Source organism: Dyella sp. BiH032, assembly GCF_031954525.1.
Taxonomy (GTDB): domain Bacteria; phylum Pseudomonadota; class Gammaproteobacteria; order Xanthomonadales; family Rhodanobacteraceae; genus Dyella_D.
In genome coordinates, this window is sequence record NZ_CP134867.1 from 2,541,699 (window position 1) to 2,564,491 (window position 22,793).

Sequence of the window (22,793 nt, forward strand, 5' to 3'; positions counted from 1 at the left end):
CCTCACACCCTATCGAACCACCCTCGTGCCGCATGTCAGGGAACGCCTCGCTTTTGTAGATGCGATGCGGACGGGCGTGTGGGCGATCCGGTTCTACCCGGCGGCGATCCTTTTTCGCCCGATGCGCCCACGGCAAAGCGCTGACCGCGCTATCCGGTTTTGATCTACGTCAACACGCCTTTTCGCCACTCCGCCAACCTAGCGGCATGCCAGCGGAGCGCTTCATGCGGATCGGCCAGGAACCATGCAACCCCGTCACCGGCGAACCGAACACAGCGTTCGTGGCGCCCATGCCGTGGGCCATCGCCTACAGTGGACAGCGCACACGTGGCATGACGGTGCACTGATGCAGACCGAATGCCGCGTCCAGCGCAGCCGCAGGAGGAGCGCCACCATGCTCGCCAAAGACATCGGCACCAGCCGGGTGATCCAGGCCGAGGCCTCGCAGAGCCTGCGCGAGGCGGCGCGCATCATGCATCGCCACCAGGTCGCCTGCCTGGTCGTGGTGGGCGACAGCGGCGCACCGCTGGGCGTGGTCACCGAGCGCGACGTGATGACCGCGACGCTGGTGCTCGGCCGCGATCCGGACAGCGCCACGATCGGCAGCGTGATGGCGCGGCCGCCGGTGATCTGCCGCGACGACAGTACGTTCACCGAGCTGATTGCAATCATGCGCGGCAGCGGCCTGCGGCGACTGCCGGTGGTGGATGCGTCCGGCACGCTGGTCGCCATCGTCACCGCGGACGACGTGATCGCGGCGATGGCCGAACTGATGGAAAGCCTGGCGCGGGCGCTCATCGTCGATCCGATGTTCGATCATGAACCGCGCTGACGGGGCAGCCTCGATGGCGGAACACGGCGCCGTCTGTCCGTCGCTGGTGGAAACGCTGCCGGACATTCCCCGCCCGGTGCTGCCTTACGAGCGCCTGCGCCGCATCGGCATCGATACCGGCGACGAATACGTCATCTACTTGCACGAAGATTCGCCGCTGTGTCGCGCCGAGGGCTTCGGCGCGCACAGCCGCGTGCAGATCGCCATCGGGGAGCGGCAGCTGCTCGCGCGGCTCAACATGGTCCGCGGTGCCATGCTCACCGCGGAAGAGGCCGGGCTCTCGGAGCCAGCCTGGCTGCGATTGAACCCGCAGCCGGGAGAGTCCGCGATGTTCGCGCACCCGGCCAGCATCGAATCGCTCGCGCTGGTGCGGGGGAAGATCCATGGCCTGGCCCTGGACAGCGGCGCCTTTGCCGCGATCATGCGCGACGTGGTTGCGCGCCGCTATTCCGGCCTGGAACTGGCCGCGTTCGTCACCGCCTGCGCCAACGGCCATCTGTCGCTGCAGGAAATCAGCGCCCTGACCGGCGCCATGGTCGATACCGGCCTGCACCTGCACTGGCCGTACGAAGTAGTGGCGGACAAGCACTGCATCGGCGGCCTGGCCGGCAACCGCACCACGCCTATCGTGGTGGCTATTGCCGCCTCGCTGGGGCTGGCCATGCCCAAGACCTCCTCGCGCGCGATCACCTCACCGGCCGGCACCGCCGACACCATGGAGATGCTCGCGCCGGTGGACCTGTCGCTGGAGCAGATGCGCCGCGTGGTGGAACGTGCCGGCGGCTGCGTCGCCTGGGGCGGCTCGATCGGGCTGAGTCCGGCCGACGACGTGATGATCCACGTCGAGCGCGCGCTGGACATCGACAGCGAAGGCCAGCTGGTGGCTTCCGTGTTGTCGAAGAAGATCGCCGCCGGCTCGACGCATGTATTGATCGACATTCCGGTCGGCCCGTCCGCCAAGGTGCGCAGCCAGGCCGAGGCCGATTCGCTGGCCGCCTGCCTGCAGCGCGTCGCCGCGGACTTCGGCATGCGCGTGCAATGCCTGGTTACCGACGGCAGCCAGCCGATCGGGCGCGGAGTCGGCCCGGCGCTCGAGGCACGTGACGTGCTGTCGGTGTTGCGCCGCGACGCCGACGCGCCGGCCGATCTGCGCGAACGCGCGCTGCTGCTGGTCACTTCGCTGTTGCAACTGATCGGCGTCACGCGGAACCGCGATAGCGCGCGCGCCATGGCGACGCAGGCGCTGGACAGCGGTGCGGCCTGGGTGCAGTTCCAGAAGATCTGCGAAGCGCAGGGCGGCATGCGCACACCGGGAAAGGCGGCGCAGCAATATCCCGTGCTCGCCTCGGTGGCCGGCCGCGTGGCGGCGATCGACAACCGGCAGTTGTCGCGCGTGGCGAAGCTCGCCGGCGCGCCCATGGCGCCGCTGGCCGGCCTTGAATTGCACGTGCACCTGGGCGACTGCACCGAGGCCGGGCAGCCGATGTTCACCGTGCATGCACAGACCCGCGGCGAACTTGCCTACGCCATGGAATACGTCCAGCGCCATCCCTGCATCGTCACCCTGGCGGCCGGCGCATGACGCGTGCCTTCTACGCCTTGCCTGGCAACGAGGCGCTGGCCGAGGCGCTGGCACGCCGTCACGATGCGCCGCTCCTGGCGCTGGACGTGCACCGCTTTCCGGACGGCGAATCGCTGGTGCGGGTGGAGCCGCCCCCGGCGGAAGGCGAGGCCGTGCTGGTCTGTTCGCTGCACCAGCCGGATGAGAAGACCGTGCCGCTGCTGATGGCCGCGGCCACGCTGCGCGAGCTCGGTGCCGCGCGAGTCGGACTGGTGGCGCCATACCTCGCCTACATGCGGCAGGACGCGCGCTTCCGGCCCGGCGAGGCGATCTCCTCGCGCATCTTCGGCCAGTTGCTGCAGGAACGTTTTGACTGGCTGGTCACCGTCGACCCACATCTCCATCGCATCCACAGTCTGGCCGAGGCAGGCATGCCGCAGGGCAAGGTGGTGGCGGCGGCGCCGGCGCTGGCCGCGTGGCTGCGCGAGAACGTGGAGCGGCCGCTGCTGATTGGCCCCGACGAAGAAAGCGCGCAGTGGGTCGAGCGCGTCGGCGCACTGGCCGCGGCGCCCGCCGTGGTCGCGACCAAGCAGCGCTTCGGCGACCGCGACGTGCGCGTGCGCCTGCCCGATCTGTCGCTGTGGCGGCAGCGCCAGCCGGTGCTGGTGGACGACATCATTTCCAGCGGCCACACGCTGCTGGAAACCATCGCGGGCATGCATGCGGCCGGGTGGGCGGCGCCGGTGTGCATGGCGGTGCACGGCCTGTTCGGCGGCGACGCGCTGGCGCGCCTGCGCGCGGCCGGCGTGCCTGACGTGGTCACCACCAACAGCGTGCCCGGCGAAACGGCGCGGATAGACCTGAGCGCGGACCTGGCGGCCGCGCTGCCGTCGCACTGAGGCGCTAAGTCGCCGCGCACGCCTGCCGCGGATTCAGGAGGGTCCGTGCCTGAATTCCCGCGGGAAGGCCTCACGCAGGCGCTCGTTCAGTTCCTGCGTCGATGCCGAGACCAGGTCGTGCTGGATCTCGCCGACCACGCGCCTGGACAGCGTCTCTGGCAGTTGCTCGCGCAGCACGCCGAGGAAGCGTGGCGGCGCTACCAGGATCAGGTGATCGTACTGTTTCCGCTCGGCGCCGCTCTCCAGTTCGTCCGCGACCGTGCGGGCGAACTGTTGTTCGGCCTTTTCGCGCACGGTGGTATGCGGCTGGATGGCGTGGCGGTGCGACGAGCGGCTGTCCTGCGTGCGCGGCAGGCGATCGTTGAAGTCGTGGTCGGGCGTGACGGTGCGCCGGGCCGGGCTGCTGAAGCACGCCACTTCGGCCATGCCGTCCTGCGCGGAGATTTCGAACAGCCGCGCCCGCGCGGCGTCGGTGATCAATACCCAGGTGCTGTGGGTCATGTGCGCTCTCCCAGGCGGTGGGCGCCGGGCGCCGCCGCCATGTGATTCATTCCAGTTCGAGTTCGAAGGTGACCACAGCCGGGTCCTCCGGGTCGGGCCGGCTGCGGAAGCCGAGGTGTTCGGCCAGCCGGTGCGCGCCCGCACAGCGGACCGCATCCACGGCGTACATCCAGCGCACGCCCTGCGCGCGGGCGACGCCGATCAGGTGACGCATCAGCAGGCGGCCGACGCCTTTGTTCTGCCAGGCGGGGTCCACCGTCACCGCGCAGTCGCAGCGCGAGCCGTCGTCGTGCAGGCGATAGCAGGCCACGCCGATTTCGGTCTCCAGCGGTGGATCGCCAACCAGGGCGACCAGTGCGACCTCGCGTGGCACATCCAGCGAGGTCAACTCGCGCGCGGTCGCCGCGCCGCTTTCCTTCACCAGGCCAAGAAAGCGATACGACAGCGCCTCGCTGCTCAGCCGCGAAAGAAACGCCTGCTCGCGAGAGGCGTCCCTGGGCAGCTCCGGACGGATGCGCACGACGGTACCGTCGCGCAGGTGCTCGACCAGGGTAGGCGGGTCGTCCGTGGTCGGGCGCGCGCCAGGGAATGAGGATGATGTCTGTGTCATGGCCGCCTCCCGCTCGGGTCAGACGCGCCTGCCGATGGAGGCGGCTCAGCGTGGCGAGGGCGGGACGGCCAGTTTCTGTATCCGTTCGATGCCGTGCGTGGACAGCGAGCCGAGCAGGCCGAACAGCGTCTGACTTTCGCGCGCGTAGTCGCTGACCAGTGCGGCGAAGGCCTTGCTTTGCAGCGCGGCGATCTCCTCGGGGCGGCGGCAGTGCGCGAACTGGGTCAGCAGGTCCATGTCCTTCTCGAAGCGCTCGTTGAGGAAGCGCACGGTCTCGGCCTGCACCTTGCCGGCGTCCTGCAGCCAGGCGGCATAGGCCCCGGACATCGCGGTGAGCGATTGCCGGGCCAGTTCGGACATGGCCTGGATGTTGCCATTGGGCGCTGCGGCTTGCGATTTGGTCATGATGGCGGTCCTCGTGGGCGACAGGGTGGCGCGCGTTCCAACCTAGGCTCACGCGACGCGCGCCGTATTGACGCGGATCAAGCGGAGCCGATGCGGCCGCGCACGCGCTTGCCTCGCACGTTGCGCGGCGCGCGCCCCAGCACGCGGTCGTAGCGGCGCATGAAACGCGCCAGCGAGATCCAGCCGTCAACCGTCTGACTGCTCTTCGGGCCGGGCCTGCGGGCTGGTGCCGCAGGGCGGATGCCCGCATCCGCAGAGGGTTTCCGGAACATGGTTCGCCGCCGCCTTGCGGCAGTGCTCGCTGCAGAATTCGCCTTCGGAGGACACGGTGCATTTGCATGGCGCGTGCCCGCATTTGAAACCGTTCTCGGCCATGGCGTGGCTCCCTGAAAAGGAGGAGAAACCGTACTTTCGTCCCGGCGCCGTCCAGTGGCCGTGACCCGCGCGTGAGGGGCGCGGCAAGGCGGGAACGTTCAGCCGCCGCTTCGCCGCCCGGCGCGGCCTTCAGACGACGCCGAGCGCGGCGGCCGCCTTGACGGTCTCGGCCGTGGCGGGCGTGGCCAGCGGGTAGAGGATGGGGTTGTCGATCCACATCTGCATGGCCGCGCGCAGCTCGATCTGGGCTTCGGACGACAGCGCGTCCAGTTCGCCGGTCAGCGTGCGCAACGCCTGGCGCGCATGGAGGCGCTGGGCCAGGGCTATGGCATAGCCGGGCGAACAGACCGAACGGGTGGCATCGGCACCCGAGATCGTGTGTGCGTAGCCCTGGGCCAGCAAGGGATCGATGGCGTCGGTCACGTTGTTCGCCAGCAGCGCGAGCCGCCGTTGCGAAGTGATGTCGGTGAGGCGCTGGTGGCGCAGGCCGTGGCGTTCGGCCTCGGCTTCGAGCTCGGGCGAGAGTTCGCGCAGCTTGTAATTGAGCGCGGGCACGTCCGGCAGAGCGAAGGCCGCGCCGCGCTCGCCCGCCAGCCGCACGCTGCCGCGCAGGCAGCCGCGCGCCAGGCTGCGCGCAATGTCGCGCGCGGCCGCGCGGCCCGGCGCACTGTCGTAAGGCAGGCGCAGCTCGGCGAGCGCGTCGGCCAGGCCGATGATGCCGATGCGCAGATGCGCGCCGGCGCGGCGCGTGCCGTTCGGGGCCATCTGCGCCGCGTCATCGAGCGCGCGCACCGCGAGTTCGGCGGTGTGCTCGAAGGCCTCGTGCCTGAAGGCGGCCTGCACGGTGAAAGGCGCCTGCACGAACACGGCCGCATTGAGCGATGCCGCCAGCCCGTCCGCGGGCCAGTCCGGCGAGTCCGTGCCGGCGGTGACGAGAAGGCGTTCGTCCAGCAGCAGCCGCCAGCCGAGGCAGGCATCCAGCAGCTGCTGTTCGAACCTTGCGTGCATGCCGTCCGGCTCGGCCGGCGAAAGCGCGCGTGCCACGCGTTGCCAGGTGTCGTTGATGGCCAGGTCGCGCAGCTGGCTGCCGTCGCGCCAGCGGAACCAGGCGTCCCAGGCTTCGACAGCGACGATGTCATGAAAGGGCGATAGATGGCGCATGTTCGGCGGTGCGGGAAGTTGCGGTGCCGAGTATGCGCATCCGCCGCTGCGTCGAATTGAGCCACATCAACACGGGCGGTGTCGCTCTCCGTTACGCACTGTTACAAACCGTTGCCGTGCTGACGTCGCCCTGTGACAGAGCGCGTCTAAGGTCTTCCCCATGGCCGGAGACGCCATCCACCAACGGGGATCACGATCATGAGCACGCAAGCCGAAACCGTCGCCGCCGCGGACACGAACCTGCCGCGTGCCGCGCACGAAGCCGCCTTCGCGGGCCTGGACATCGAACAGCTGCGCAAATACGTCCAGGTGACCCGGCACAAAGTCGTTGCGGGCCAGTCGCTGTATCACGCCGGCCAGCCGTTCACCGCGCTGTACTTCGTCCAGTCCGGCTGCCTCAAGACGGTGGAGCTGGCCGAGGACGGCCGCGACCAGGTCACCGGGTTCCGCATGCGCGGCGACTTCCTCGGCGTGGAATCGATCGGCCTGAAGCAGCACGCGTGCAGCGCCGTCGCGCTGGAGTCGGGCGAGGTGTGGGAGCTGCCGTACCCGGCCATGCTCGCCGCCTGCCGCGACATGCCCGAACTGCAGGCCCGCCTCACCGCGGCGCTCGCCGAAGAAATCCGCAACGACCACGCCTGGATGCTGGCCATCGGCACGCTCAACGCTGAGCAGCGCGTGGCCAGCTTCCTGGTCGACGTGGCCCGCCGTTACGCCCGCATGGGTTATAGCGCGCGCCATTTCATCCTGCGCATGCGCCGCACCGACATGGCCAATTTCCTCGCGCTCAAGCACGAGACGGTCAGCCGCGTCATGTCGCGCCTGGACGAGCTGCGCCTGATCGAAGTGGAACGCCGCGAAGTGCGCGTGCTGAACGATGCAGGGCTGCGCCAGCTCGCTGGCATGCGCGCCTGCTGAACCGGCCGAGGAGCGAGCCGCGAGGGTGCCGCGTTGGGGCCGGCGTCCGTCTGGGGCCTGATGGACGTGGGTAACGGCACCCTCGCTGGTCGCTCCTTGGAAAGCGATTACTTGGTGTGCCCGTCCAGCGCGCCGCGCACCGATGCCGCGAGCTGCTCGATGCGATACGGCTTGCGCAGCAGTTCCACGCGGCTCAGCGAGGCATCCTCCGCGTCCAGCGAACCGCGTTCGTAACCGGAGGTGAGCAATACCGGCAGCCCCGGCCGCTGTTGCCGCGCGGCCTTCGCCAGTTCCGCGCCGGTCATGCCGTTGCCCAGTACCACGTCCGAGAACAGCAGGTCGATGTCCGGGTAGCGCTCGAGCACTTCCAGGGCCTCGGCCGCGTCCGCCGCCTGACGGGTGGCATAGCCCAGCGAACGCAGGAAGGCGAGGGCGATGCCGCGCACTTCCGGCTCGTCCTCCACCACCAGGATGGTCTCGTGGCCCTGGCGCACGGCAGGTGTGGTGGCGACCGGCGCTGCGGCGGGCTCCGGCACTACGGCCGGAAAATGCAGTTCCACCCGCGTGCCGTAGCCGAGCTGGCTGTCGATGCTCAGGTAGCCGCCGGACTGCTTGACGAAGCCGTACACCATGCTCAGGCCCAGGCCGCTGCCCTTGCCGACTTCCTTGGTAGTGAAGAACGGTTCCAGCGCATGCGCCTGCACGTCCGGCGTCATGCCCATGCCGGTGTCGCCCACGCTGAACACCACGTACTCGCCGGCCGGCTTCTTGAGGCTGGCATGGCGGTCGTCCACGCGTTCGTGCGTCACCGCGATGGTCAGCTTGCCGCCGCGCGGCATGGCATCGCGCGCGTTGACCGCCAGGTTGACCAGGGCGGCGTCGAATTCCGCCGGGTCCACGTAGATCGCCGGCACGTCCTGCGGGCACTCGGCTGCTACCAGGATGCGCTCACCGAGCGTGCGCGCCAGCATCTCGCGCAGGTCGCCCAGCACCTGGCCGGGCATCACCGCGCGTGGCGACAGGCGGCGTCGGCTGGCGAAAGACAGCAGCTTGCTGGTCAGCGTGGCGCAGCGGTCGGTGGCGCGCGCGGCGCTTTCGACGATCTCGTTGAGCGGAGAAGGCTGCGGCAGCGAGGCCATCAGCAACTGCAGGTTGCCCGAGATTACCGTCAGCAGATTGTTGAAGTCGTGCGCGATGCCGCCGGTCAGCTGGCCGATCGCATCCAGCCGCTGCGCGTGCGAGAGCTGCTCCTCGCTGCGGCTGCGCTGCACGGCGGAGGCCAGCATGTTGGCAACGGCCTGCAGGAAGTGCAGCTTGTCGTGGTCGAAGCTCTCCGGTTCGCGGGCCGGCACCACCAGCAGGCCCATGGGTTCGTAGCGATCGGACAGCGGCACGATGGCGGCGTCGCGGAATGCCGTGCCGGCGAGCAGGCCGCTCACATCGGCGCCGGTGCGCGACAGCACCACCGGGCCGCTCTCGCCCTTGGCCATCCATGGACCCTGCGAGAGCCGCTGGGCGAAGCCGCGCAGCACTTCGTGCGGCAGGCCGGTGGAGGCGCGCACGTGCAGGTCGTTGCCATGGGTGTCGCGGAACAGGATCAGGGTGGCTTCGGTGTGCAGTGCCGAGGCGATCAGCGCCGCCATGCCGTCCACGGCCACGTCGAGGTTGGGCGATTCCAGCAGCAGCCGGCTGATCTGGGTGAGGAAGGTGTCGTAGCGCGCGCGCACCAGTGCCTGGCGCGCGCGCTGGGTCTCGGAGATGTCGCGGATGGACGCCGCGAACAGCGTGTGTCCATTGGTCTGGATCGGACTCAGGCCGATCTCCACCGGGAACTGCTGGCCGTTGCGCCGCACGCCGGTCAGTTCGTAGCCCGCGCCCATCGGGCGCACCCGCGGCGAGGACATGTAGCGCCCGCGATGCTGGGTGTGCGCCTGGCGCACCTGCTCCGGCAGCAGGGCTTCCACTTTCAGCCCGCGCAGCTGGCCTTCCTCGTAGCCGAACAGGCGGTCGGCCTGGGGATTGGCCAGCACGATCTCGCCCTGCAGGTCCACCACGATCATCGCGTCCGGCGCCGTGTCGAACAGCGCCTTGAACAGGTCCGCGCCGGCGATCGTATCGGGGAAGGCGTTCATGTGCGGCGGACCCGTTCGGTGAAGATGTAGCCGGTGCCGCGTACCGACTTGAACAGCGGCGGGCGGTCCGGATCGGCGTCGATCTTGCGTCGCAGCCGGCTCAATTGCACGTCGATGGCGCGATCGTACGGGCCAACGTCGCGTCCATGGATGCGGCTCATGATGTCGTTGCGCGACAACACCCGGTTCGGATGGTCCAGGAACAGCTTGAGCAGGTCGAATTCGCCGGTGGTCAGCGGGATCTCCTTGCCGTCGGCATCGACCAGCACACGCGCCCCCGGGTCCAGGCGGAAGCCGGCGAATTCCAGCAGTCCGTCTGCGGGTGCGGCGTCGACCACCGCCGCGGGCGGCGCCGTGCGGCTGGCATAGCGGCGCAGCACGCTGCGCACGCGGGCGAGCAGTTCGCGCAGGTCGAAGGGCTTGGTCACGTAGTCGTCCGCGCCCAGTTCCAGCCCCACCACGCGGTCCACCGACTCACCCCGGCCGGAGACGATGATGATCGGGCCTTGCCAGTGCTCGTGCAGGTAGCGGGTCAGGGCGAAGCCGTCTTCGCCGGGCAGGCCCAGGTCCAGCAGGATCAGGTCGACCGGACCGGCGGCGAGCGCCTGGCGCAGCATGGCGCCATTGGCGGCGACGTCGACGGTGAAGCCCTGGCTGCCGAGATAGCGGCTGACCAGGGCGGAGATGTCCGGATCGTCCTCCACCACCAGCAGGCGCTGGGGGCGGGTCTCCTGATCCGATGCCGAATTCGCGACAGACATGCAAAGCCTCTTGGGTGGCATGCGCGCCCGGGATGCGCCGGCGGCGGCCATGGCCTGTCCGCTGCCGATGTTCCGGACGTCCCCTCTCGTAGGGTTCCTTCCAAAGCGAAAGATACCCCGCCGGGGCCCCCATCGCTGTAGTCGGCATGGAGCATGCCAGCATGACGCGATGCCGCATACCGGCTATTCGGCTAGATGACCTATCGATGCAGGTACGCCGGCGTGGATGCCGTGCGCGTTTCGCTTCGCGGACACCGAGGCCCGCCGCCGGCCGCCATCGCCGACTTAGCGAAGGCCGTTCAGCCCATGCGCTGGCCGCCGTTGATGTCGATGGTGGCGCCGGTGATGAAGCCCGCATCGTCGCGCACCAGCATGGTGACCACCCGCGCGATCTCTTCCGGCAGGCCCAGGCGCGCGACCGGGATCGCCTCCACGATGCCCTTGAGCACCTCCGGCGCGACCGCGCCGACCATCTCGGTTTCGCAGTAGCCCGGCGCCACCGCGTTCACGGTGATGCCCTTGCACGCGCTTTCCAGCGCCAGCGACTTGGTGAAGCCGATGACGCCCGCCTTGGAAGCCGCGTAGTTGGCCTGGCCGAGCTGGCCCTTCTGGCCGTTGATCGAGCTGATGTTGACGATGCGGCCGAAGCCGCGCTCGCGCATGCCGCCGACCGCGTGGCGGCACATGTTGAACATGGAGCCCAGGTTGGTACGGATGACCTCCCACCACTGCGCTTCGCTCATGCGGTGCAGCATGGCATCGCGGGTGATCCCGGCGTTGTTGACCAGGATCTCGACCGGCCCCAGATCGCGCTCGATGCGCGCCAGCCCGTCGGCGCAGGCGGCGTGGTCGGCCACGTCCCAACCATAGACGGGGATGCCGGTGTCGTCGAAGAACGCCCGGGCGGCATCCTCGTTGCCGCGGTACACCGCCGCGACGTGGTGCCCTTCGGCCAGCAGGCCCGTGGCGATGGCGCGGCCCAGACCGCGGGTTCCTCCGGTGACGACGGCGACGCGTGGCATGGCGGCACTCCTGGCGGGCGACGCCGCCATCAGGCCAAAGCGCCGGGCAGGGCGCATTGACTCCCGTCAACTCAGACAGCCATCGCGCGGGGTTGACGCGGGTCAACTCACCATAAGAGCCCCCGGACTAGCGTGTCCGGACGGGTGCCAGGGTGGACCGCCAAGCGGAGAGCGACGCGAATGACGCTTCCTCGCCAGGGATATTTCGATGACCGGGAGCACGCGGCCGAACGGCTGCTGGAGCCCTTGCTCGCCTATCGCGGGCAGCATCCACTGATCCTCGCCATTCCGCGCGGCGGCGTGCCGATCGGCCGCCTGCTCGCCGACCGCCTCGGCGGCGAGCTGGACGTGGTGCTGGTGCGCAAGATCGGCGCACCGGGCCACGAGGAGTTCGCCGTGGGCGCCGTCGCCGAAGACGGCGAGGTGTGGGTAGCCGAGCACGCCGAACGCGTGGGCGCCGATGCCGGCTACGTGGAGCAGGAGGCCGCGCGCCAGCGTGCCGTGATCGCCCGGCGCCGCGACTTGTATAGCCCGCATCGCCATGCCATCGACCCGGCCGGCCGCACCGTGATCGTGGTGGACGACGGCCTCGCCACCGGCGCCACCATGCGGGCCGCGCTGGTCGCGCTGCGCGCGCGTCACCCGGCCAGGCTGGTGTGCGCTGTGCCGGTCGCTTCGCCGCGCAGCCTGGCCGACATCCGTCCACTGTGCGACGACGTGGTCTGCGTGGCGGCGCCGCGCGAATTCATGGCGGTAAGCCAGTACTACCGCGACTTCCCCGCGGTGGACGATGCGGAAGTGGTGCGGCTGCTCGGACAGCCCGCGGCGGTAGAGGGCGAAGCCAAGGCCGTCCGCATTCCGGTCGACGGCGCGCGCCTGGAGGGCGACCTGGAAGTGCCGCCGGGCGCGACGGGTGTGGTGATCTTCGCGCACGGTAGCGGCAGCAGCCGTTTCAGTCCGCGCAACCGGCAGGTGGCGGCGACCTTGCGCGAGCATGGGCTGGCCACGCTGCTGTTCGACCTGCTCGGCGCGCACGAGGACACCGCGGTCGCCGCGCGCTTCGACATCGAGCGATTGTCCGCGCGGCTCGAAGCGGCCGTGGAGTGGGCGGCCCGCCAGCCGGACATCGCGCGTCTGCCGATCGGCTTGTTCGGCGCCAGCACCGGCGCGGCTGCAGCGCTTACGGTGGCCGCGCGGCTGCCGCGCGCGGTCCGCGCGGTGGTGTCGCGCGGCGGACGTCCCGACCTCGCCGGGCACGCCGTGCTGGGCGATGTGCAGGCGCCCACCTTGCTGATCGTCGGCAGCGCGGACACCGACGTCGTCGCGCTCAACAAATCCGCGCTGGCCTCGATGAACCAGACCGTCGAGCTGGTGCTCGTTCCTGGCGCCACGCATCTGTTCGATGAACCCGGAACGCTCGAGCGCGTCGCTTCCCTGGCGAGCGCGTGGTTCGGCCGCTGGCTGCATGCATGAAAAGCGATGGCCGGTTGATCTGCATCAAAAGGTAACCACTGGGCCCGCCTATGCTCGGACTTGGACTGCGCTCCGGCCATCGCGCACGGAGCGTCCGTCCCAACCCGACTTGCCGATCCGGAGGTAACCGCCATGGCAAACGTGACCCGCTGGAACCCCCTCAAGACGATCGCCCGCATCGATCCCGCGACCGATTTCGAAGACTTCTTCCGCAACTTCGGCCTGCGCCCGCGCTGGAACGAAATGGCCATCGCGCCCGACGTGCGCATCAATGTCGCCGAGACCGACGGCGCCTATCGCGTCGAAGCGGAAATTCCCGGTGTGGACAAGAGCGACATCGACGTGCAGGTGCATGGCGACCAGGTCTCCATTACTGCCGAGGTCAAGCGCGAGACCAAGGAGAAGGAGGGCGAGCGCGAGATCTTCACGGAGCGCAGCTTCGGCCAGGTCTATCGTTCCTTCACCCTGCCCGGCGAAGTGGACAGCGACAAGGCCGCCGCGCACTACGAGAACGGCGTGCTCACCCTGCAACTGCCGAAGAAGCACAACGGCAACGGCCGCAAGGTTACCGTCAGCTGACACGGCGGGCGTCGTCCGCGAGCCAGCCCTGAGCATGGTCATCCGCTCGCGTGCCGGCTTGGCCGGCGCGCGGCGGTGCCCGGGCCGGCACCGTGGAGATGCCGCATGACCGTGACCCATCCGCTCGACCTGATCCGTGGCACCGCGATCCGCCTAGGCGGTGTCGCCGGGGACTACGACGCGCTGCTGGAGTCCGTCGGCGATCGTCCGCTGGTCTTGCTGGGCGAAGCCACGCATGGCACGCGCGAGTTCTATCGCATGCGCGCCGAGATCACGTTGCGGCTGATCCGGGAAAAAGCCTTCGACGCGGTCGCCGTGGAAGCGGACTGGCCGGATGCCTACCGGCTAAACCGTTACGTCCGCGGCGAGGACGGCGGCGCCGATGCCGAGGAGGCGTTCGGCGACTTCCAGCGCTTTCCCGTGTGGATGTGGCGCAATGAGGAAGTATTGCGCTTCGTCCGCGAGTTGCGCGACATCAACGCCAGCCGCGCGCCGGAAGGGCGTATCGGTTTCTATGGACTGGACATGTACAGCTTGTACCGCTCGTCCGAAGCGGTGATCGCCTACCTCGACGACGTGGACCAGGAACAGGCCGCGCTGGCGCGCGAACAATACGCGACGCTCGATCACGTGCGCGACCCGCAGCGCTACGGCTACGAAGCCGTGTCCGGCCTGCGCCCCGACGCCCGCGCCGTGGTGCAGGAACGCCTCAACGAATTGCTCCGCCGCGCACCCGCGTATCTGGAACTGGACGGCCGCCCCGCCGCGGATGCGTTCTTCTTCGCCGAACGCAACGCGCAGGTGGTGAAGAGCGCGGAGGCGTATTACCGCGCGATGTTCGGCAGCCGCGCGGAAAGCTGGAACCTGCGAGATCGCCACATGGTAGAAACTCTGTTCGCGCTGCAGTCCTATCTGCGCAAGCAGGAGCGGCCCGGCCGCGTAGTGGTATGGGCACACAACTCCCATCTGGGCGATGCGCGCGCCACCGAGATGTCGCGCGCCGGCGAGTGGAACGTGGGACAACTGGTGCGCGAAGCCTTAGGGCCGCAACAGGCTTTCCTCGTCGGCTTCACCACCAGCACGGGCACCGTGACCGCCGCGCATGACTGGGGTGGCGAGGCCGAGAGCCGCAAGATTCGCGTGGCCTTGCCGGAGAGCTACGAAGGGCTGTTTCAACGCACACGCCTGCAACGGTTCTACCTGCCACTGGGCGGGCCGGTTGGGGAGGCGCTGAAAGTGCCGATGCTGGAGCGCGCGATCGGCGTGCTGTACCGACCGGAGACGGAGTATCACAGTCATTACTTCATGGCTTCGCTCCCCGCGCAGTTCGACGCGGTGTTTCATCTGGATGAGACAAGTGCGGTCGAGCCGATGGATGGTTGAGGCGTAGGTGGGGCAGGTGATGGTGAGTGTGGGGGAGGGGATGGCATGGGGAATGTCAGCGGTTCAGGTCGCTGCATAAGCTTCGTGTGCGTCGTTGAGGCTCGCGCTCGAGCTCCGCAGGCGGTATGGCTCTACTAGCTACGTTCCCGCGAGCCCCCGCCCCTCATCCCGCCTTCTCCCAGGAGGGGAGAAGGAGAAGTGCCGTACCGCGCCAAGCAGCCAATAACCAAACAAGAGCGAGCGAAGCGACGCTCCGTAGCGCTCTTGATCTGCCGGGTTCCCTTCGCGGCGGTGAGGGCTGGACGATCAGGCCCGCGAAGCGGGGCGGGGACATGGATGTCCCCGCCTTTTCGATCAGGGCAGGATGCCCTGTCGAAAAGCCCGGCCAGCCCTCAACGCACCCGGAGCAGCGAAGGCTGCGGAGGGCGCCGCGCAGGGTGCCTTTTCTTCTTGGTTACTTCTTCTTTGGGCAAGCAAAGAAGAAGTAACTCGCTCTCCGGCAGGAGAGCGAAACCCTCGCCCTCCGGGCGAGACCAGGCTGGCGACCACGCCGCGATAACCGAGCCGTGTCATCACTGGATGACTCGCTACGCTCGCCCCTTCGGGGCCGCCCTACGGGCGTTCTCCGCGCTACGCGCTCCGTCCGGCCTGCGCCAAAATGACGAGAATGGAATGGCGAGGTGGCCCCTAGCGCCCGTTGGGGTTCGCAAGCTCACCCCAACCTACGCAAAGCAAACGCCAAGAAACAAGCGCCAGCGACGAACAACAAGCGCTAATGCCGCAACAACAACGGCACCCTCCCATACTCCAACACATACCGCGTCGCCCCACCCAACACCCACTCCCTAAACCGCGTATGTCCATACGCCCCCATCACCAGCAACCCCGCCCCGACCCTTTCCGCCGCCCGCAGCAGCGCGGCCCCCACTTCCTCGTCGCCATCGCCGGCAAGCATCTCGCTCTCGGCCTGCAGCCCATGGCGCAACAGATAACCGGCCAGATCGAACGGAGGGCGCCACGCCAGCATGCTCGCCGGTGGCCGCTGCTCTCCATGCAGAATCACGATGCGCCGCGCGCGGGCCAGGAGCGGCATCGCCGCATGCGCCGCGCGCAATGCTTCGGCCGAACCATTCCAGGCGATGACTGCCGTTTCCAGCGATGGCACGTGCGTGGGCGCGCCGTGCGGCACTACCAGGCAAGGCAGGGAGGCGCCCAGCACGATATTGCCTACGGCGGAGATCGAACCCCACGGCGTATTGGGCGTGCGCTCGACCACCAGGAGATCGTGCCAGCTGCCGGCCAGGGCCAGCACATCGGGGAGATAACCTTCGGCGACCAGCCAGGACGCCTTGCGCAGGCCGAACTCCAGCGCGCGTTGTTCGAAGGCGGGGCCGGCGGCGTAGGCTTCTTCTTCGAGCTCGCGCGTCGCGTCGTAGAGCTCGGCCATCAGGTCGGGCGCCTCGAAGGACGGCGCAGCCATCGTCGGCGAGGCGCAGATCCAAGTGCCCGTGAGGTGAGCGTCGAAGGCGACGGCCAGGCGCGCGGCATATTCGATGCCGGGCGACCACTGCTTGAAGCTTTCGGAAAGAACCAGGATGTCGCGCATGGCACCCACTCCCGGCGCGATGGCCTCAGTCGACGATGAAGGTGACGCGCAGGCAGGCGCGCCACTCGGTGATGTCGCCGTTGGGCGAGGTGCGTACCTTGATGTCGCTGACCCAGGCTCCCTGGACCTTGTCGATGGTGCCGGCGACTTTGCGCAAGCCGCCCTGGATGGCGTCTTCCAGGCTCTTGCTGGAAGCGGCATTGATCTCGATCGTCTTGGCGACGTTGTTCATGGCGTACCCCCGCTGCAGATGGCGAGCTGACAGGTGACGCCGCGGCTGAACCCGCGGCGGGCCGGGTCAATGTAGTCCCGGCCCGCCGTGGCTTATTGATCTGCATCAAAGCCGGCCCGAGCCCGCGAAGCGGACGATAGGCGCACGCCACCGCGCCCGGCGTGGCGCGCCGGGCGGACGGCGTCGGCGAAGCGTGCGTTACGGCCTGCTGAAGCCCATGTGCAGCGAAATCTTGTCGCCGGCTTTCAGCGACGCCATCGCCGCCGGCGGGAAATGCACCTTCAGCGCCATACCGCCGGCCGTGACGTCGACGGTGCCGGTCTTCGGATCGGTGGCGGTGACGGTCGCGGGCATGGCGTGCATGCCCTGCATGCCGTTCATGTCTTTCATCATCATGTCGCGGTGACGCATGGCCCCGCCGGCGCTTTGCGCGGGGGCTGGCATGCTGTCCTGCGCCTGCAGGCCGCCAATGGCCAATATGAGCGCGAGGAACAGGGGAGTGGAACGGCGCAGCGTTACGCGGTTCATGGTTGGCCTCCATCGGCCCGGGAACCGACTCAGCCTGCGCCCGATCGCGTCAAGAAATACTGAAAAACACGCTCCGCTCGCGTGGCACGTGCTGTGATGCGAAGCACCATTCCGCGGAAGCCTGGCCATGCCTTACCGACACAACGCCGACCTGCCCGAATCGGTTCGGGCGCACTTGCCCGAGCACGCGCAGGACATCTATCGCGAAGCCTTCAATCACGCCTACGAAGCCCATGCGGACGATGCGCGCCAGGAGGAGGCCGCGCACCGCATTGCCTGGGCCGCGGTCAAGCGCGGATACGAGAAACGTGGCGATCGCTGGGTACCGATTGGCGACTAGGCACGCCACACGGCGCCATGGCACGCGCACGTCGCGGAGCCGATTGACGCAGATCAACGTCGCGCCTTTGCCGGCTTCGATACTGGACCGGTCCTGCAGGAGCGACCGATGAAAGTCCGCGACGCGATGACCCGGCATGTGCAGACGCTGACGCCGGACACTTTGCTGATCGATGCCATGCGCATGATGCTGCGCGAGCGCGTCAGCGGCCTGCCGGTGGTTGACCTGCGCGGGGCCGTGGTGGGCGTGCTTACCGAGGGCGACCTCATGCGGCGCGCCGAGCTGGGCACCGAGCGCAGGCATCCGCACTGGCTCAGCTTCGTGCTCGGCCCCGGCAGACTGGCGCGCGAATACACTGCCAGTCACGCGCGGCGCGTGGACGAGGTCATGACCCGCGAGGTGGTCACCATCAGCGCTGATGCGCCATTGGCGGAGGCCGTGCGGCTGATGGAGGAGCACCGCATCAAGCGGCTGCCGGTGCTTTACCACCACTGGCTGGAGGGCATCCTCAGCCGCGCCGACCTGATGCGCGCCTTCGTGAGCGCTGCGCCCGGCGTCGCACCGGACGATCTCTCCGACGCGGCGATCGCGCGGCGCATTGCCGTGGAATTCGACGTGCAGCCCTGGACACCGCGTAACACGGCGCATGCGGACGTCGAGGGCGGCGTGGTGACGCTGCGCGGCGTGCTGCTGAACGATGCCACCCGCGATGCGCTGAAGGTGCTGGTCGAGAACGTGCCGGGCGTGGTGCGCGTCGTCGACCAACTGGCCACCGTCGAGCCCATGACCGGCGCGGTGGTCCGCCTGCCGGACGCCGCCGCGCGCTAGGCCGGCGTGCCGCCGGCACGGGTAGTCATGGGCGGCGATGCGTCCGCCGTGGCGGAGGGAAGCAGCAGCGCCCGCAATTCGTCTCCGGACAGAGTCTCTTTCGCCAGCAGCTGTGTCGCGGCGCGTTCCAGCACGGCACGCTCGCCCGCCAGGATGGCGCGTGCGCGCACAAAGGCGCCGTCGACCAGTTCGCGCACGGCCTTGTCGGCCACGGCGGCGGTCGCTTCGCTATAAGGCTTGGCGGCATGTTCGGCGGGCCGGATGTCGAGCATGGTCGGTGTACCGGATTCGTAGCTCACCTGGCCAAGTTCCGGTGCCATGCCATAACTGAGCACCATGCTGCGCGCGATTTCCGTGGCCTTGGCCAAGTCGTCCGCGGCGCCCGTGGAGATGTCGCCGGATACCAGCGACTCGGCCGCGCGGCCGCCCAGCAGCACGGTCATCTTGTCGGCCAGTTCGTTGCGCGACATCAGGAAGCGGTCCTCGGTGGGCCGCTGGATGGTGTAGCCCAGTGCCGCGATGCCGCGCGGGATGATCGACACCTTCTGCACGGTGTCGGTGCCGGGCAGGGCCAGCGCGACCAGCGCGTGGCCCAGTTCGTGATACGCGACGACGCGGCGTTCGTCCGGGCTGAGAATGCGCGTCTTCTTCTCCAGGCCCGCGATCACGCGCTCGATCGCCTCGGCGATGTCGCTCTGCTGCACTGCCTGCGCATGTCGCCGCGTGGCGAGCAGGGCGGCCTCGTTGATGAGGTTGGCCAGGTCCGCGCCAGTGAAGCCGGTGGTGAGCGCGGCGATCTCGTCGAGCGAGACGCCGGTGTCGAGTTTTACCTTGCGCGCATGCACTTGCAGGATCGCGACGCGGCCGCTCTTGTCCGGCCGGTCCACCAGGATCTGCCGGTCGAAGCGGCCGGCGCGCAGCAGCGCGGGGTCGAGAATCTCCGGGCGGTTGGTGGCCGCCAGCAGCACCACGCCGCTGCTCGGGTCGAAGCCATCCAGCTCGGTGAGCAGCTGGTTGAGCGTCTGTTCCTTTTCGTCCTGGCCGCCGCTCACCGGCGAGATGCCGCGCGCGCGCCCGAGCGCGTCCAGCTCGTCGATGAAGATGATGCACGGCGCGCTTTCCCGCGCCCGCTCGAACAGGTCGCGCACACGCGCGGCGCCCACGCCGACGAACAGCTCGACGAACTCCGAGCCGCTGATCGACAGGAACGGCACGCCCGCCTCGCCGGCGACCGCACGCGCCAGCAGCGTCTTGCCGGTGCCGGGCGGGCCGACCAGCAGCACGCCTTTCGGGATGTGCGCACCCAGGCGCCCGTAGCCTTGCGGGTCGCGCAGGAAGGCGATGATTTCCTTGAGTTCCTCTTTGGCTTCGTCCACGCCGGCCACATCGGCGAAGGTGGTGCTGATCGCGCGCTCCATGAAGATCTTCGCCTTGCTCTTGCCGATGGCCATCAGGCCGTCGCCACGTCCGCCCGGCGCGCGGCCGGCGAGGAACATCCACATGCCGGCGAACAGCAGCAGAGGGAAGATCCACCCGACGATGCGCTCGGCCAGGCCGGGGCCGGGTTCGCCGGTGTAGGTGACCTTGGCCGACGACAGCGTGTGCGCCAGTTCGTCGGGTACGCGCATGGCGGTGAAGCGGCGCGGGCGGCCCTGGGCGTCGGGCTTGCGGTAGGTGCCGCGAACGGCGTCGTCCGTCACGGTGACATCGCCGATGTCCCCCGCCTGCAGCGCCGTCACGAACTGGCTGTACGGGATGGTTTCCCGCGCGCTATCGGCAGTGATGTAGCCCTGGATCACGAGCACGCCCAGCAGCGCGACGAGCGCGTACCAGAGGGCCAGGTGCTGCTGCCTTTCGGGCTTTGCCACGCGGAGATCCTCGAAGAGCTTTCATTGCCATCGTGACAAGTGGCGCGCCTGGCCGACTTGACGTACGTCAACGTGGCCGGGGCATGGCGAGGGATGCTTGCGCCAGAGATCCGCCGTCCCGGAGGGAAGCATGAAGACGTCCGCGCTGTGGCTGGCTTGCTGCCTCGCCGGAGCCGCCTGGGCGCAGTTGCCGGCACCGCCGCGCGCCTGCGCGCTGGCCTTCGCTTCCACGAACTGGTGGCCGCTCTACCGCGGCTTCACCGGCGAAGGCACGATCCGCTGCAGCGACGGGCATAGCGTACGTGTGCACGTGATCGCGCAGGGCCGCGGCTTGAGCATCGACCACTGGAAGATCGCGCACGGCACGGGGCGCTACAGCCAGTTGACGAGCACGGACGATGCGCTGGGGCATTTCGTGCGCACACGCGACGGCACGCGCCTGGTGAAGGACGGTCGCGCCACGGGCGCGGAAAGTGCGCGGCCGCACTTGGCGCTGGCGGGGTTGGGACAGGGCTTCGATGCCGAACATGCGATCGACGATCTGCGCATCGAGCGCGCCGGGCCCTGACCGCGGCGCGCCAGTTTCGTTCAGGCCCGCGCCCAGGGTCTGGTGCCGTCTTCGTCCAGCGGCATCGGGTCGAACGCGGGGCGTCGCGGCGCGTGCGCGATATCCGCGGCGAAGCCGGCGATCTGTGCCTGGCAGGCATTGCGCATGACCTCGTCCTGGCGTAGCGCGAGGGTGGCGCGCGCGTCCTGGCAAAGCAGCTTCTCCATCTCTCCGAACACGGTATCGGCGCCTTCGCCGCCCATGGTGCAGAAGAACGCGGCCTGGCGGATGTAGCGCGCCTTGTCGTGCAGAAAGCGGCGCATCGGGCTGGCGAGATGGCCCATCCACACGGGCGTTCCGAGTACCACCATGTCGTACTGCGACAGCGGCGTGGTGCACGGCTTGATGTCGGGCAGGGAGCCGCGCATGGCTTCGAGTGCCGACTGGAGGTAGCCGAAGAGGCCGCGGCGGGGGCGCGCGTCCTGGATTGCGTAGAGGTCGGCGCCGAGCTTGTCGGCGAGTTGGCGAGCGACTTGGCGCGTGGTGCCGGAGCGGCTGTAGTAGGCGATGAGGATGCTGGACATGGCGCGTGCCCCCTGTGTCGTGTGGCCGGATGTGCGCGAGCGCATCGTGGGCTGTCTGTGCTTGCTGCGGTTTGACGCAGATCAATGGTGAGGGGGTGTTGGTGGCGTTTTGTCGGTCTGGTCGGTTGCGTTAGGGGGCGCCTGTTGGGATGTGAGGGGTGCACTAAGCTGCGGCTCGGTGATCTGGCCGCTTATGCAGCGGGCATTTCGGACGCCTGCCGGCGCCCGAGTTACTTTCTCTTTGCTGGCCCAACCCCCTCAAGGGGGGCCTCGAGAGAAAGTAACCAAAGAGAAATGGCCCCAAAGTCAAAGGCTCGCGGCGGGGGATGGCAGAGCACGTAATGGTTTCTCACTTTGCTTAGTCGCGCGACTCGAAGGGGGACTGAGGTGCGTGGAGGGGACTTCGAGGCGCCGTGGCGGAGATGACAGGGAGCGGTGCGTGAGCGTGTTTTGTTCTGGCGATAGCACCGCACTTCTCCCTCTCCCCTCCGGGGGAGAGGGCGGGGTGAAGGGACCTACGGAGCGAGGAACTTGTCGTTCCTCGCGCGACTGATGCTTGGAATGGGAAGTTGGCATTCGTTGAAGGAGTGCACATTCAACGATCGCGCGACACCTTGCACCGATCTACACGAACACCATCAACACTGCTGGTGACCAGCTGTAGTCGTATAGCTTCTGCTCGAGCTCGAGGGCATATCCGCTTTCGCGCAGTTCTTCGACCCATTGCGCGATCGGTTGCTCCCAGTTGGAAGGGCGCGCGTCGGGTTGGAGCTGGCCGAGCAACATGGGGGCGAGGAAGCCGCCGGCGATGAGTTCCGCGTCGCTGCCGTAGCCGTCCAGCGCGCGCTGGTAGCGCTGCGCGAGCGAGGCGTAGTGCGCGTCGCTGCCGGGGTCGAGCACGGGCACGTCGAATTCGACCAAGGCGAGCCGGCGCACGTGCGGGCGCAGGCGCTTCAATGTCTGCCGGCGTTCGGCCGGTGGCAGCGATTGCAGTGCGAAGGTGGATTGCGCCAGGTCCCAGTGCTGATCCGGCTGCAAGGCCGCGGCGAAGTCCTGTGCGGTCTGGCGCCAGGCGTGCAGATGGGCGAGCTGGAAACGGCGTCCGGTGCGCAGCCGTTCCATCGCACTGGCCAGCAGCGCCTCCGACGGCTCGACGATATCGACATAGCGCGGCACGCGCTGCGTGCGTTCGAGCGCGGGAATCAGCGCCATGCCGTCGCCGCAGCCGAGGTCGAGCAGCGTGTCCACGTCATGCGTGCCGTAGAGCTGTGCGAGCGCCGCGCTGGTGGCTTCGTACAGCGGGACGTTGCCGCCGCCGCGGATGAAGGCCTCGAACGCGGCCGGGCGATCGTAGACGGTGCCTGCGTCGTCGTGTTCCAGGCAGTCCAGCAAGGCGCGCGCGAGCAGGACACCGTCGCCGGCGGCTTCGCGCAATGCGAGGCGGGCGTCGTCGTGGCGTTCCTGCGCCATGGCGGCGAGCCCGGCGGCCAATCGGTCGGGGTGAAACATGGGCAGAGGGGTCCTTGGTGAGGGCCGGCCAAGGATAGAACACGCCAAAAACCATTCCCTTTTCTTTCGTTTCCTTCCTCTTTGTTGCGATTGCAAGCCTCGCGAAACCTTGCTGCGGCGCCACTTGCCACGATTCAAA

25 protein-coding genes are annotated in these 22,793 nt (G+C 68.6%); 11 read left to right on the forward strand and 14 right to left on the reverse strand.

Going from position 1 to position 22,793, the window contains the following annotated elements; genetic code table 11:
• Positions 1–224 precede the first annotated feature (224 nt).
• Genes RKE25_RS11390 through RKE25_RS11405 form a run of 4 tightly spaced genes read left to right on the forward strand, consistent with a single transcriptional unit; the run spans position 225 to position 3,292 of the window.
• Positions 225–347: a hypothetical protein gene (locus tag RKE25_RS11390; protein WP_311838214.1), complete on the forward strand. Its 123-nt coding sequence runs from the start codon at positions 225–227 to the stop codon at positions 345–347.
• Positions 348–394: 47 nt separating this feature from the next.
• Positions 395–832 carry a CBS domain-containing protein gene (locus RKE25_RS11395; protein WP_311838215.1) on the forward strand — a complete coding sequence of 146 codons (438 nt, stop codon included), beginning with the start codon at positions 395–397 and terminating at the stop codon, positions 830–832.
• Positions 819–2,414, forward strand: a complete 1,596-nt coding sequence (locus RKE25_RS11400; protein WP_311838216.1) for a thymidine phosphorylase family protein — start codon at positions 819–821, stop codon at positions 2,412–2,414. Before RKE25_RS11395 ends, RKE25_RS11400 begins: the two co-directional genes overlap by 14 nt.
• Positions 2,411–3,292 (forward strand): ribose-phosphate diphosphokinase, encoded by an 882-nt coding sequence (locus RKE25_RS11405; RefSeq protein WP_311838217.1) that lies wholly within the window; start codon positions 2,411–2,413, stop codon positions 3,290–3,292. The genes RKE25_RS11400 and RKE25_RS11405 overlap by 4 nt, the downstream gene beginning before the upstream one ends.
• A gap of 33 nt (positions 3,293–3,325) precedes the next feature.
• On the opposite strand, the gene RKE25_RS11410 is transcribed toward RKE25_RS11405, so the two are convergent.
• The 5 genes from RKE25_RS11410 to RKE25_RS11430 all read right to left on the reverse strand — a co-directional run bounded on the left by RKE25_RS11410 (position 3,326) and on the right by RKE25_RS11430 (position 6,344).
• Positions 3,326–3,793, reverse strand: coding sequence for a host attachment protein (locus tag RKE25_RS11410; RefSeq protein ID WP_311838218.1), 468 nt, complete (start codon positions 3,791–3,793; stop codon positions 3,326–3,328).
• 46 nt (positions 3,794–3,839) lie between these two features.
• Positions 3,840–4,403, reverse strand: a complete 564-nt coding sequence (locus RKE25_RS11415) for a GNAT family N-acetyltransferase (protein ID WP_311838219.1) — start codon at positions 4,401–4,403, stop codon at positions 3,840–3,842.
• A 45-nt stretch (positions 4,404–4,448) separates the two neighbouring features.
• Positions 4,449–4,808 carry a phasin family protein gene (locus RKE25_RS11420; protein WP_311838220.1) on the reverse strand — a complete coding sequence of 120 codons (360 nt, stop codon included), beginning with the start codon at positions 4,806–4,808 and terminating at the stop codon, positions 4,449–4,451.
• Between the two features lie 77 nt (positions 4,809–4,885).
• Positions 4,886–5,080, reverse strand: a complete 195-nt coding sequence (locus RKE25_RS11425) for a hypothetical protein (RefSeq protein ID WP_311838221.1) — start codon at positions 5,078–5,080, stop codon at positions 4,886–4,888.
• A 232-nt stretch (positions 5,081–5,312) separates the two neighbouring features.
• Positions 5,313–6,344 carry a hypothetical protein gene (locus RKE25_RS11430; protein WP_311838222.1) on the reverse strand — a complete coding sequence of 344 codons (1,032 nt, stop codon included), beginning with the start codon at positions 6,342–6,344 and terminating at the stop codon, positions 5,313–5,315.
• A 198-nt stretch (positions 6,345–6,542) separates the two neighbouring features.
• Here RKE25_RS11430 and RKE25_RS11435 point away from each other — a divergent pair, with 198 nt between their 5' ends.
• Positions 6,543–7,262, forward strand: a complete 720-nt coding sequence (locus RKE25_RS11435; protein WP_311838223.1) for a cyclic nucleotide-binding domain-containing protein — start codon at positions 6,543–6,545, stop codon at positions 7,260–7,262.
• Between the two features lie 107 nt (positions 7,263–7,369).
• On the opposite strand, the gene RKE25_RS11440 is transcribed toward RKE25_RS11435, so the two are convergent.
• The 3 genes from RKE25_RS11440 to phbB form a co-directional block, all read right to left on the reverse strand.
• Positions 7,370–9,394, reverse strand: coding sequence for a PAS domain S-box protein (locus tag RKE25_RS11440; RefSeq protein ID WP_311838224.1), 2,025 nt, complete (start codon positions 9,392–9,394; stop codon positions 7,370–7,372).
• Entirely contained in the window at positions 9,391–10,155 is a 765-nt protein-coding gene (locus tag RKE25_RS11445) for a response regulator transcription factor (protein WP_311838225.1), read from the reverse strand. The genes RKE25_RS11440 and RKE25_RS11445 overlap by 4 nt, the downstream gene beginning before the upstream one ends.
• Before the next feature lie 299 nt (positions 10,156–10,454).
• Complete coding sequence (phbB, locus tag RKE25_RS11450; RefSeq protein WP_311838226.1) at positions 10,455–11,177, reverse strand: acetoacetyl-CoA reductase; 723 nt, start codon at positions 11,175–11,177, stop codon at positions 10,455–10,457.
• Positions 11,178–11,357: 180 nt separating this feature from the next.
• Here phbB and RKE25_RS11455 point away from each other — a divergent pair, with 180 nt between their 5' ends.
• The 3 genes from RKE25_RS11455 to RKE25_RS11465 all read left to right on the forward strand — a co-directional run bounded on the left by RKE25_RS11455 (position 11,358) and on the right by RKE25_RS11465 (position 14,612).
• The gene (locus RKE25_RS11455) at positions 11,358–12,650 is read left to right on the forward strand and encodes an alpha/beta family hydrolase (RefSeq protein ID WP_311838227.1); all 1,293 of its coding nucleotides are present in this window, start codon (positions 11,358–11,360) and stop codon (positions 12,648–12,650) included.
• 132 nt (positions 12,651–12,782) lie between these two features.
• The gene (locus tag RKE25_RS11460) at positions 12,783–13,229 is read left to right on the forward strand and encodes an Hsp20/alpha crystallin family protein (RefSeq protein WP_311838228.1); all 447 of its coding nucleotides are present in this window, start codon (positions 12,783–12,785) and stop codon (positions 13,227–13,229) included.
• A gap of 105 nt (positions 13,230–13,334) precedes the next feature.
• The gene (locus RKE25_RS11465; RefSeq protein WP_311838229.1) at positions 13,335–14,612 is read left to right on the forward strand and encodes an erythromycin esterase family protein; all 1,278 of its coding nucleotides are present in this window, start codon (positions 13,335–13,337) and stop codon (positions 14,610–14,612) included.
• A 772-nt stretch (positions 14,613–15,384) separates the two neighbouring features.
• Here the strand turns inward: RKE25_RS11465 and RKE25_RS11470 are convergent.
• The 3 genes from RKE25_RS11470 to RKE25_RS11480 form a co-directional block, all read right to left on the reverse strand.
• Positions 15,385–16,218 carry a universal stress protein gene (locus RKE25_RS11470; RefSeq protein ID WP_311838230.1) on the reverse strand — a complete coding sequence of 278 codons (834 nt, stop codon included), beginning with the start codon at positions 16,216–16,218 and terminating at the stop codon, positions 15,385–15,387.
• A gap of 25 nt (positions 16,219–16,243) precedes the next feature.
• A complete protein-coding gene (locus RKE25_RS11475; RefSeq protein WP_311838231.1) occupies positions 16,244–16,450 on the reverse strand; it encodes a dodecin family protein in 207 nt (68 codons plus the stop codon).
• Between the two features lie 198 nt (positions 16,451–16,648).
• Complete coding sequence (locus RKE25_RS11480; protein ID WP_311838232.1) at positions 16,649–16,978, reverse strand: hypothetical protein; 330 nt, start codon at positions 16,976–16,978, stop codon at positions 16,649–16,651.
• Between the two features lie 127 nt (positions 16,979–17,105).
• On the opposite strand from RKE25_RS11480, the gene RKE25_RS11485 reads away from it, so the two are divergent.
• Entirely contained in the window at positions 17,106–17,318 is a 213-nt protein-coding gene (locus tag RKE25_RS11485; protein WP_311838233.1) for a ChaB family protein, read from the forward strand.
• A 108-nt stretch (positions 17,319–17,426) separates the two neighbouring features.
• Positions 17,427–18,146, forward strand: a complete 720-nt coding sequence (locus RKE25_RS11490) for a CBS domain-containing protein (RefSeq protein WP_311838234.1) — start codon at positions 17,427–17,429, stop codon at positions 18,144–18,146.
• On the opposite strand, the gene ftsH is transcribed toward RKE25_RS11490, so the two are convergent.
• Positions 18,143–20,014, reverse strand: a complete 1,872-nt coding sequence (gene ftsH, locus RKE25_RS11495; RefSeq protein ID WP_311838235.1) for an ATP-dependent zinc metalloprotease FtsH — start codon at positions 20,012–20,014, stop codon at positions 18,143–18,145. The genes RKE25_RS11490 and ftsH overlap by 4 nt on opposite strands.
• Before the next feature lie 130 nt (positions 20,015–20,144).
• Here ftsH and RKE25_RS11500 point away from each other — a divergent pair, with 130 nt between their 5' ends.
• Entirely contained in the window at positions 20,145–20,582 is a 438-nt protein-coding gene (locus tag RKE25_RS11500; protein ID WP_311838236.1) for a hypothetical protein, read from the forward strand.
• Positions 20,583–20,602: 20 nt separating this feature from the next.
• Here the strand turns inward: RKE25_RS11500 and RKE25_RS11505 are convergent, their stop codons facing one another.
• Complete coding sequence (locus tag RKE25_RS11505; protein WP_311838237.1) at positions 20,603–21,145, reverse strand: flavodoxin; 543 nt, start codon at positions 21,143–21,145, stop codon at positions 20,603–20,605.
• A 624-nt stretch (positions 21,146–21,769) separates the two neighbouring features.
• The gene (locus tag RKE25_RS11510; protein ID WP_311838238.1) at positions 21,770–22,654 is read right to left on the reverse strand and encodes a class I SAM-dependent methyltransferase; all 885 of its coding nucleotides are present in this window, start codon (positions 22,652–22,654) and stop codon (positions 21,770–21,772) included.
• Between the last annotated feature and the right edge of the window lie 139 nt (positions 22,655–22,793).

Excerpts from the sequence above, each read along its gene's own strand:
- RKE25_RS11390 (WP_311838214.1), top strand. The coding sequence starts at position 225 with ATGCGGATCGGCCAGGAACCATGCAACCCCGTCACCGGCGAACCGAAC.
- RKE25_RS11395 (WP_311838215.1), top strand. The coding sequence starts at position 395 with ATGCTCGCCAAAGACATCGGCACCAGCCGGGTGATCCAGGCCGAGGCC.
- RKE25_RS11400 (WP_311838216.1), top strand. The coding sequence starts at position 819 with ATGAACCGCGCTGACGGGGCAGCCTCGATGGCGGAACACGGCGCCGTC.
- RKE25_RS11405 (WP_311838217.1), top strand. The coding sequence starts at position 2,411 with ATGACGCGTGCCTTCTACGCCTTGCCTGGCAACGAGGCGCTGGCCGAG.
- RKE25_RS11410 (WP_311838218.1), bottom strand. The coding sequence starts at position 3,793 with ATGACCCACAGCACCTGGGTATTGATCACCGACGCCGCGCGGGCGCGG.
- RKE25_RS11415 (WP_311838219.1), bottom strand. The coding sequence starts at position 4,403 with ATGACACAGACATCATCCTCATTCCCTGGCGCGCGCCCGACCACGGAC.
- RKE25_RS11420 (WP_311838220.1), bottom strand. The coding sequence starts at position 4,808 with ATGACCAAATCGCAAGCCGCAGCGCCCAATGGCAACATCCAGGCCATG.
- RKE25_RS11425 (WP_311838221.1), bottom strand. The coding sequence starts at position 5,080 with ATGTTCCGGAAACCCTCTGCGGATGCGGGCATCCGCCCTGCGGCACCA.
- RKE25_RS11430 (WP_311838222.1), bottom strand. The coding sequence starts at position 6,344 with ATGCGCCATCTATCGCCCTTTCATGACATCGTCGCTGTCGAAGCCTGG.
- RKE25_RS11435 (WP_311838223.1), top strand. The coding sequence starts at position 6,543 with ATGAGCACGCAAGCCGAAACCGTCGCCGCCGCGGACACGAACCTGCCG.
- RKE25_RS11440 (WP_311838224.1), bottom strand. The coding sequence starts at position 9,394 with ATGAACGCCTTCCCCGATACGATCGCCGGCGCGGACCTGTTCAAGGCG.
- RKE25_RS11445 (WP_311838225.1), bottom strand. The coding sequence starts at position 10,155 with ATGTCTGTCGCGAATTCGGCATCGGATCAGGAGACCCGCCCCCAGCGC.
- phbB (WP_311838226.1), bottom strand. The coding sequence starts at position 11,177 with ATGCCACGCGTCGCCGTCGTCACCGGAGGAACCCGCGGTCTGGGCCGC.
- RKE25_RS11455 (WP_311838227.1), top strand. The coding sequence starts at position 11,358 with ATGACGCTTCCTCGCCAGGGATATTTCGATGACCGGGAGCACGCGGCC.
- RKE25_RS11460 (WP_311838228.1), top strand. The coding sequence starts at position 12,783 with ATGGCAAACGTGACCCGCTGGAACCCCCTCAAGACGATCGCCCGCATC.
- RKE25_RS11465 (WP_311838229.1), top strand. The coding sequence starts at position 13,335 with ATGACCGTGACCCATCCGCTCGACCTGATCCGTGGCACCGCGATCCGC.
- RKE25_RS11470 (WP_311838230.1), bottom strand. The coding sequence starts at position 16,218 with ATGCGCGACATCCTGGTTCTTTCCGAAAGCTTCAAGCAGTGGTCGCCC.
- RKE25_RS11475 (WP_311838231.1), bottom strand. The coding sequence starts at position 16,450 with ATGAACAACGTCGCCAAGACGATCGAGATCAATGCCGCTTCCAGCAAG.
- RKE25_RS11480 (WP_311838232.1), bottom strand. The coding sequence starts at position 16,978 with ATGAACCGCGTAACGCTGCGCCGTTCCACTCCCCTGTTCCTCGCGCTC.
- RKE25_RS11485 (WP_311838233.1), top strand. The coding sequence starts at position 17,106 with ATGCCTTACCGACACAACGCCGACCTGCCCGAATCGGTTCGGGCGCAC.
- RKE25_RS11490 (WP_311838234.1), top strand. The coding sequence starts at position 17,427 with ATGAAAGTCCGCGACGCGATGACCCGGCATGTGCAGACGCTGACGCCG.
- RKE25_RS11500 (WP_311838236.1), top strand. The coding sequence starts at position 20,145 with ATGAAGACGTCCGCGCTGTGGCTGGCTTGCTGCCTCGCCGGAGCCGCC.
- RKE25_RS11505 (WP_311838237.1), bottom strand. The coding sequence starts at position 21,145 with ATGTCCAGCATCCTCATCGCCTACTACAGCCGCTCCGGCACCACGCGC.
- RKE25_RS11510 (WP_311838238.1), bottom strand. The coding sequence starts at position 22,654 with ATGTTTCACCCCGACCGATTGGCCGCCGGGCTCGCCGCCATGGCGCAG.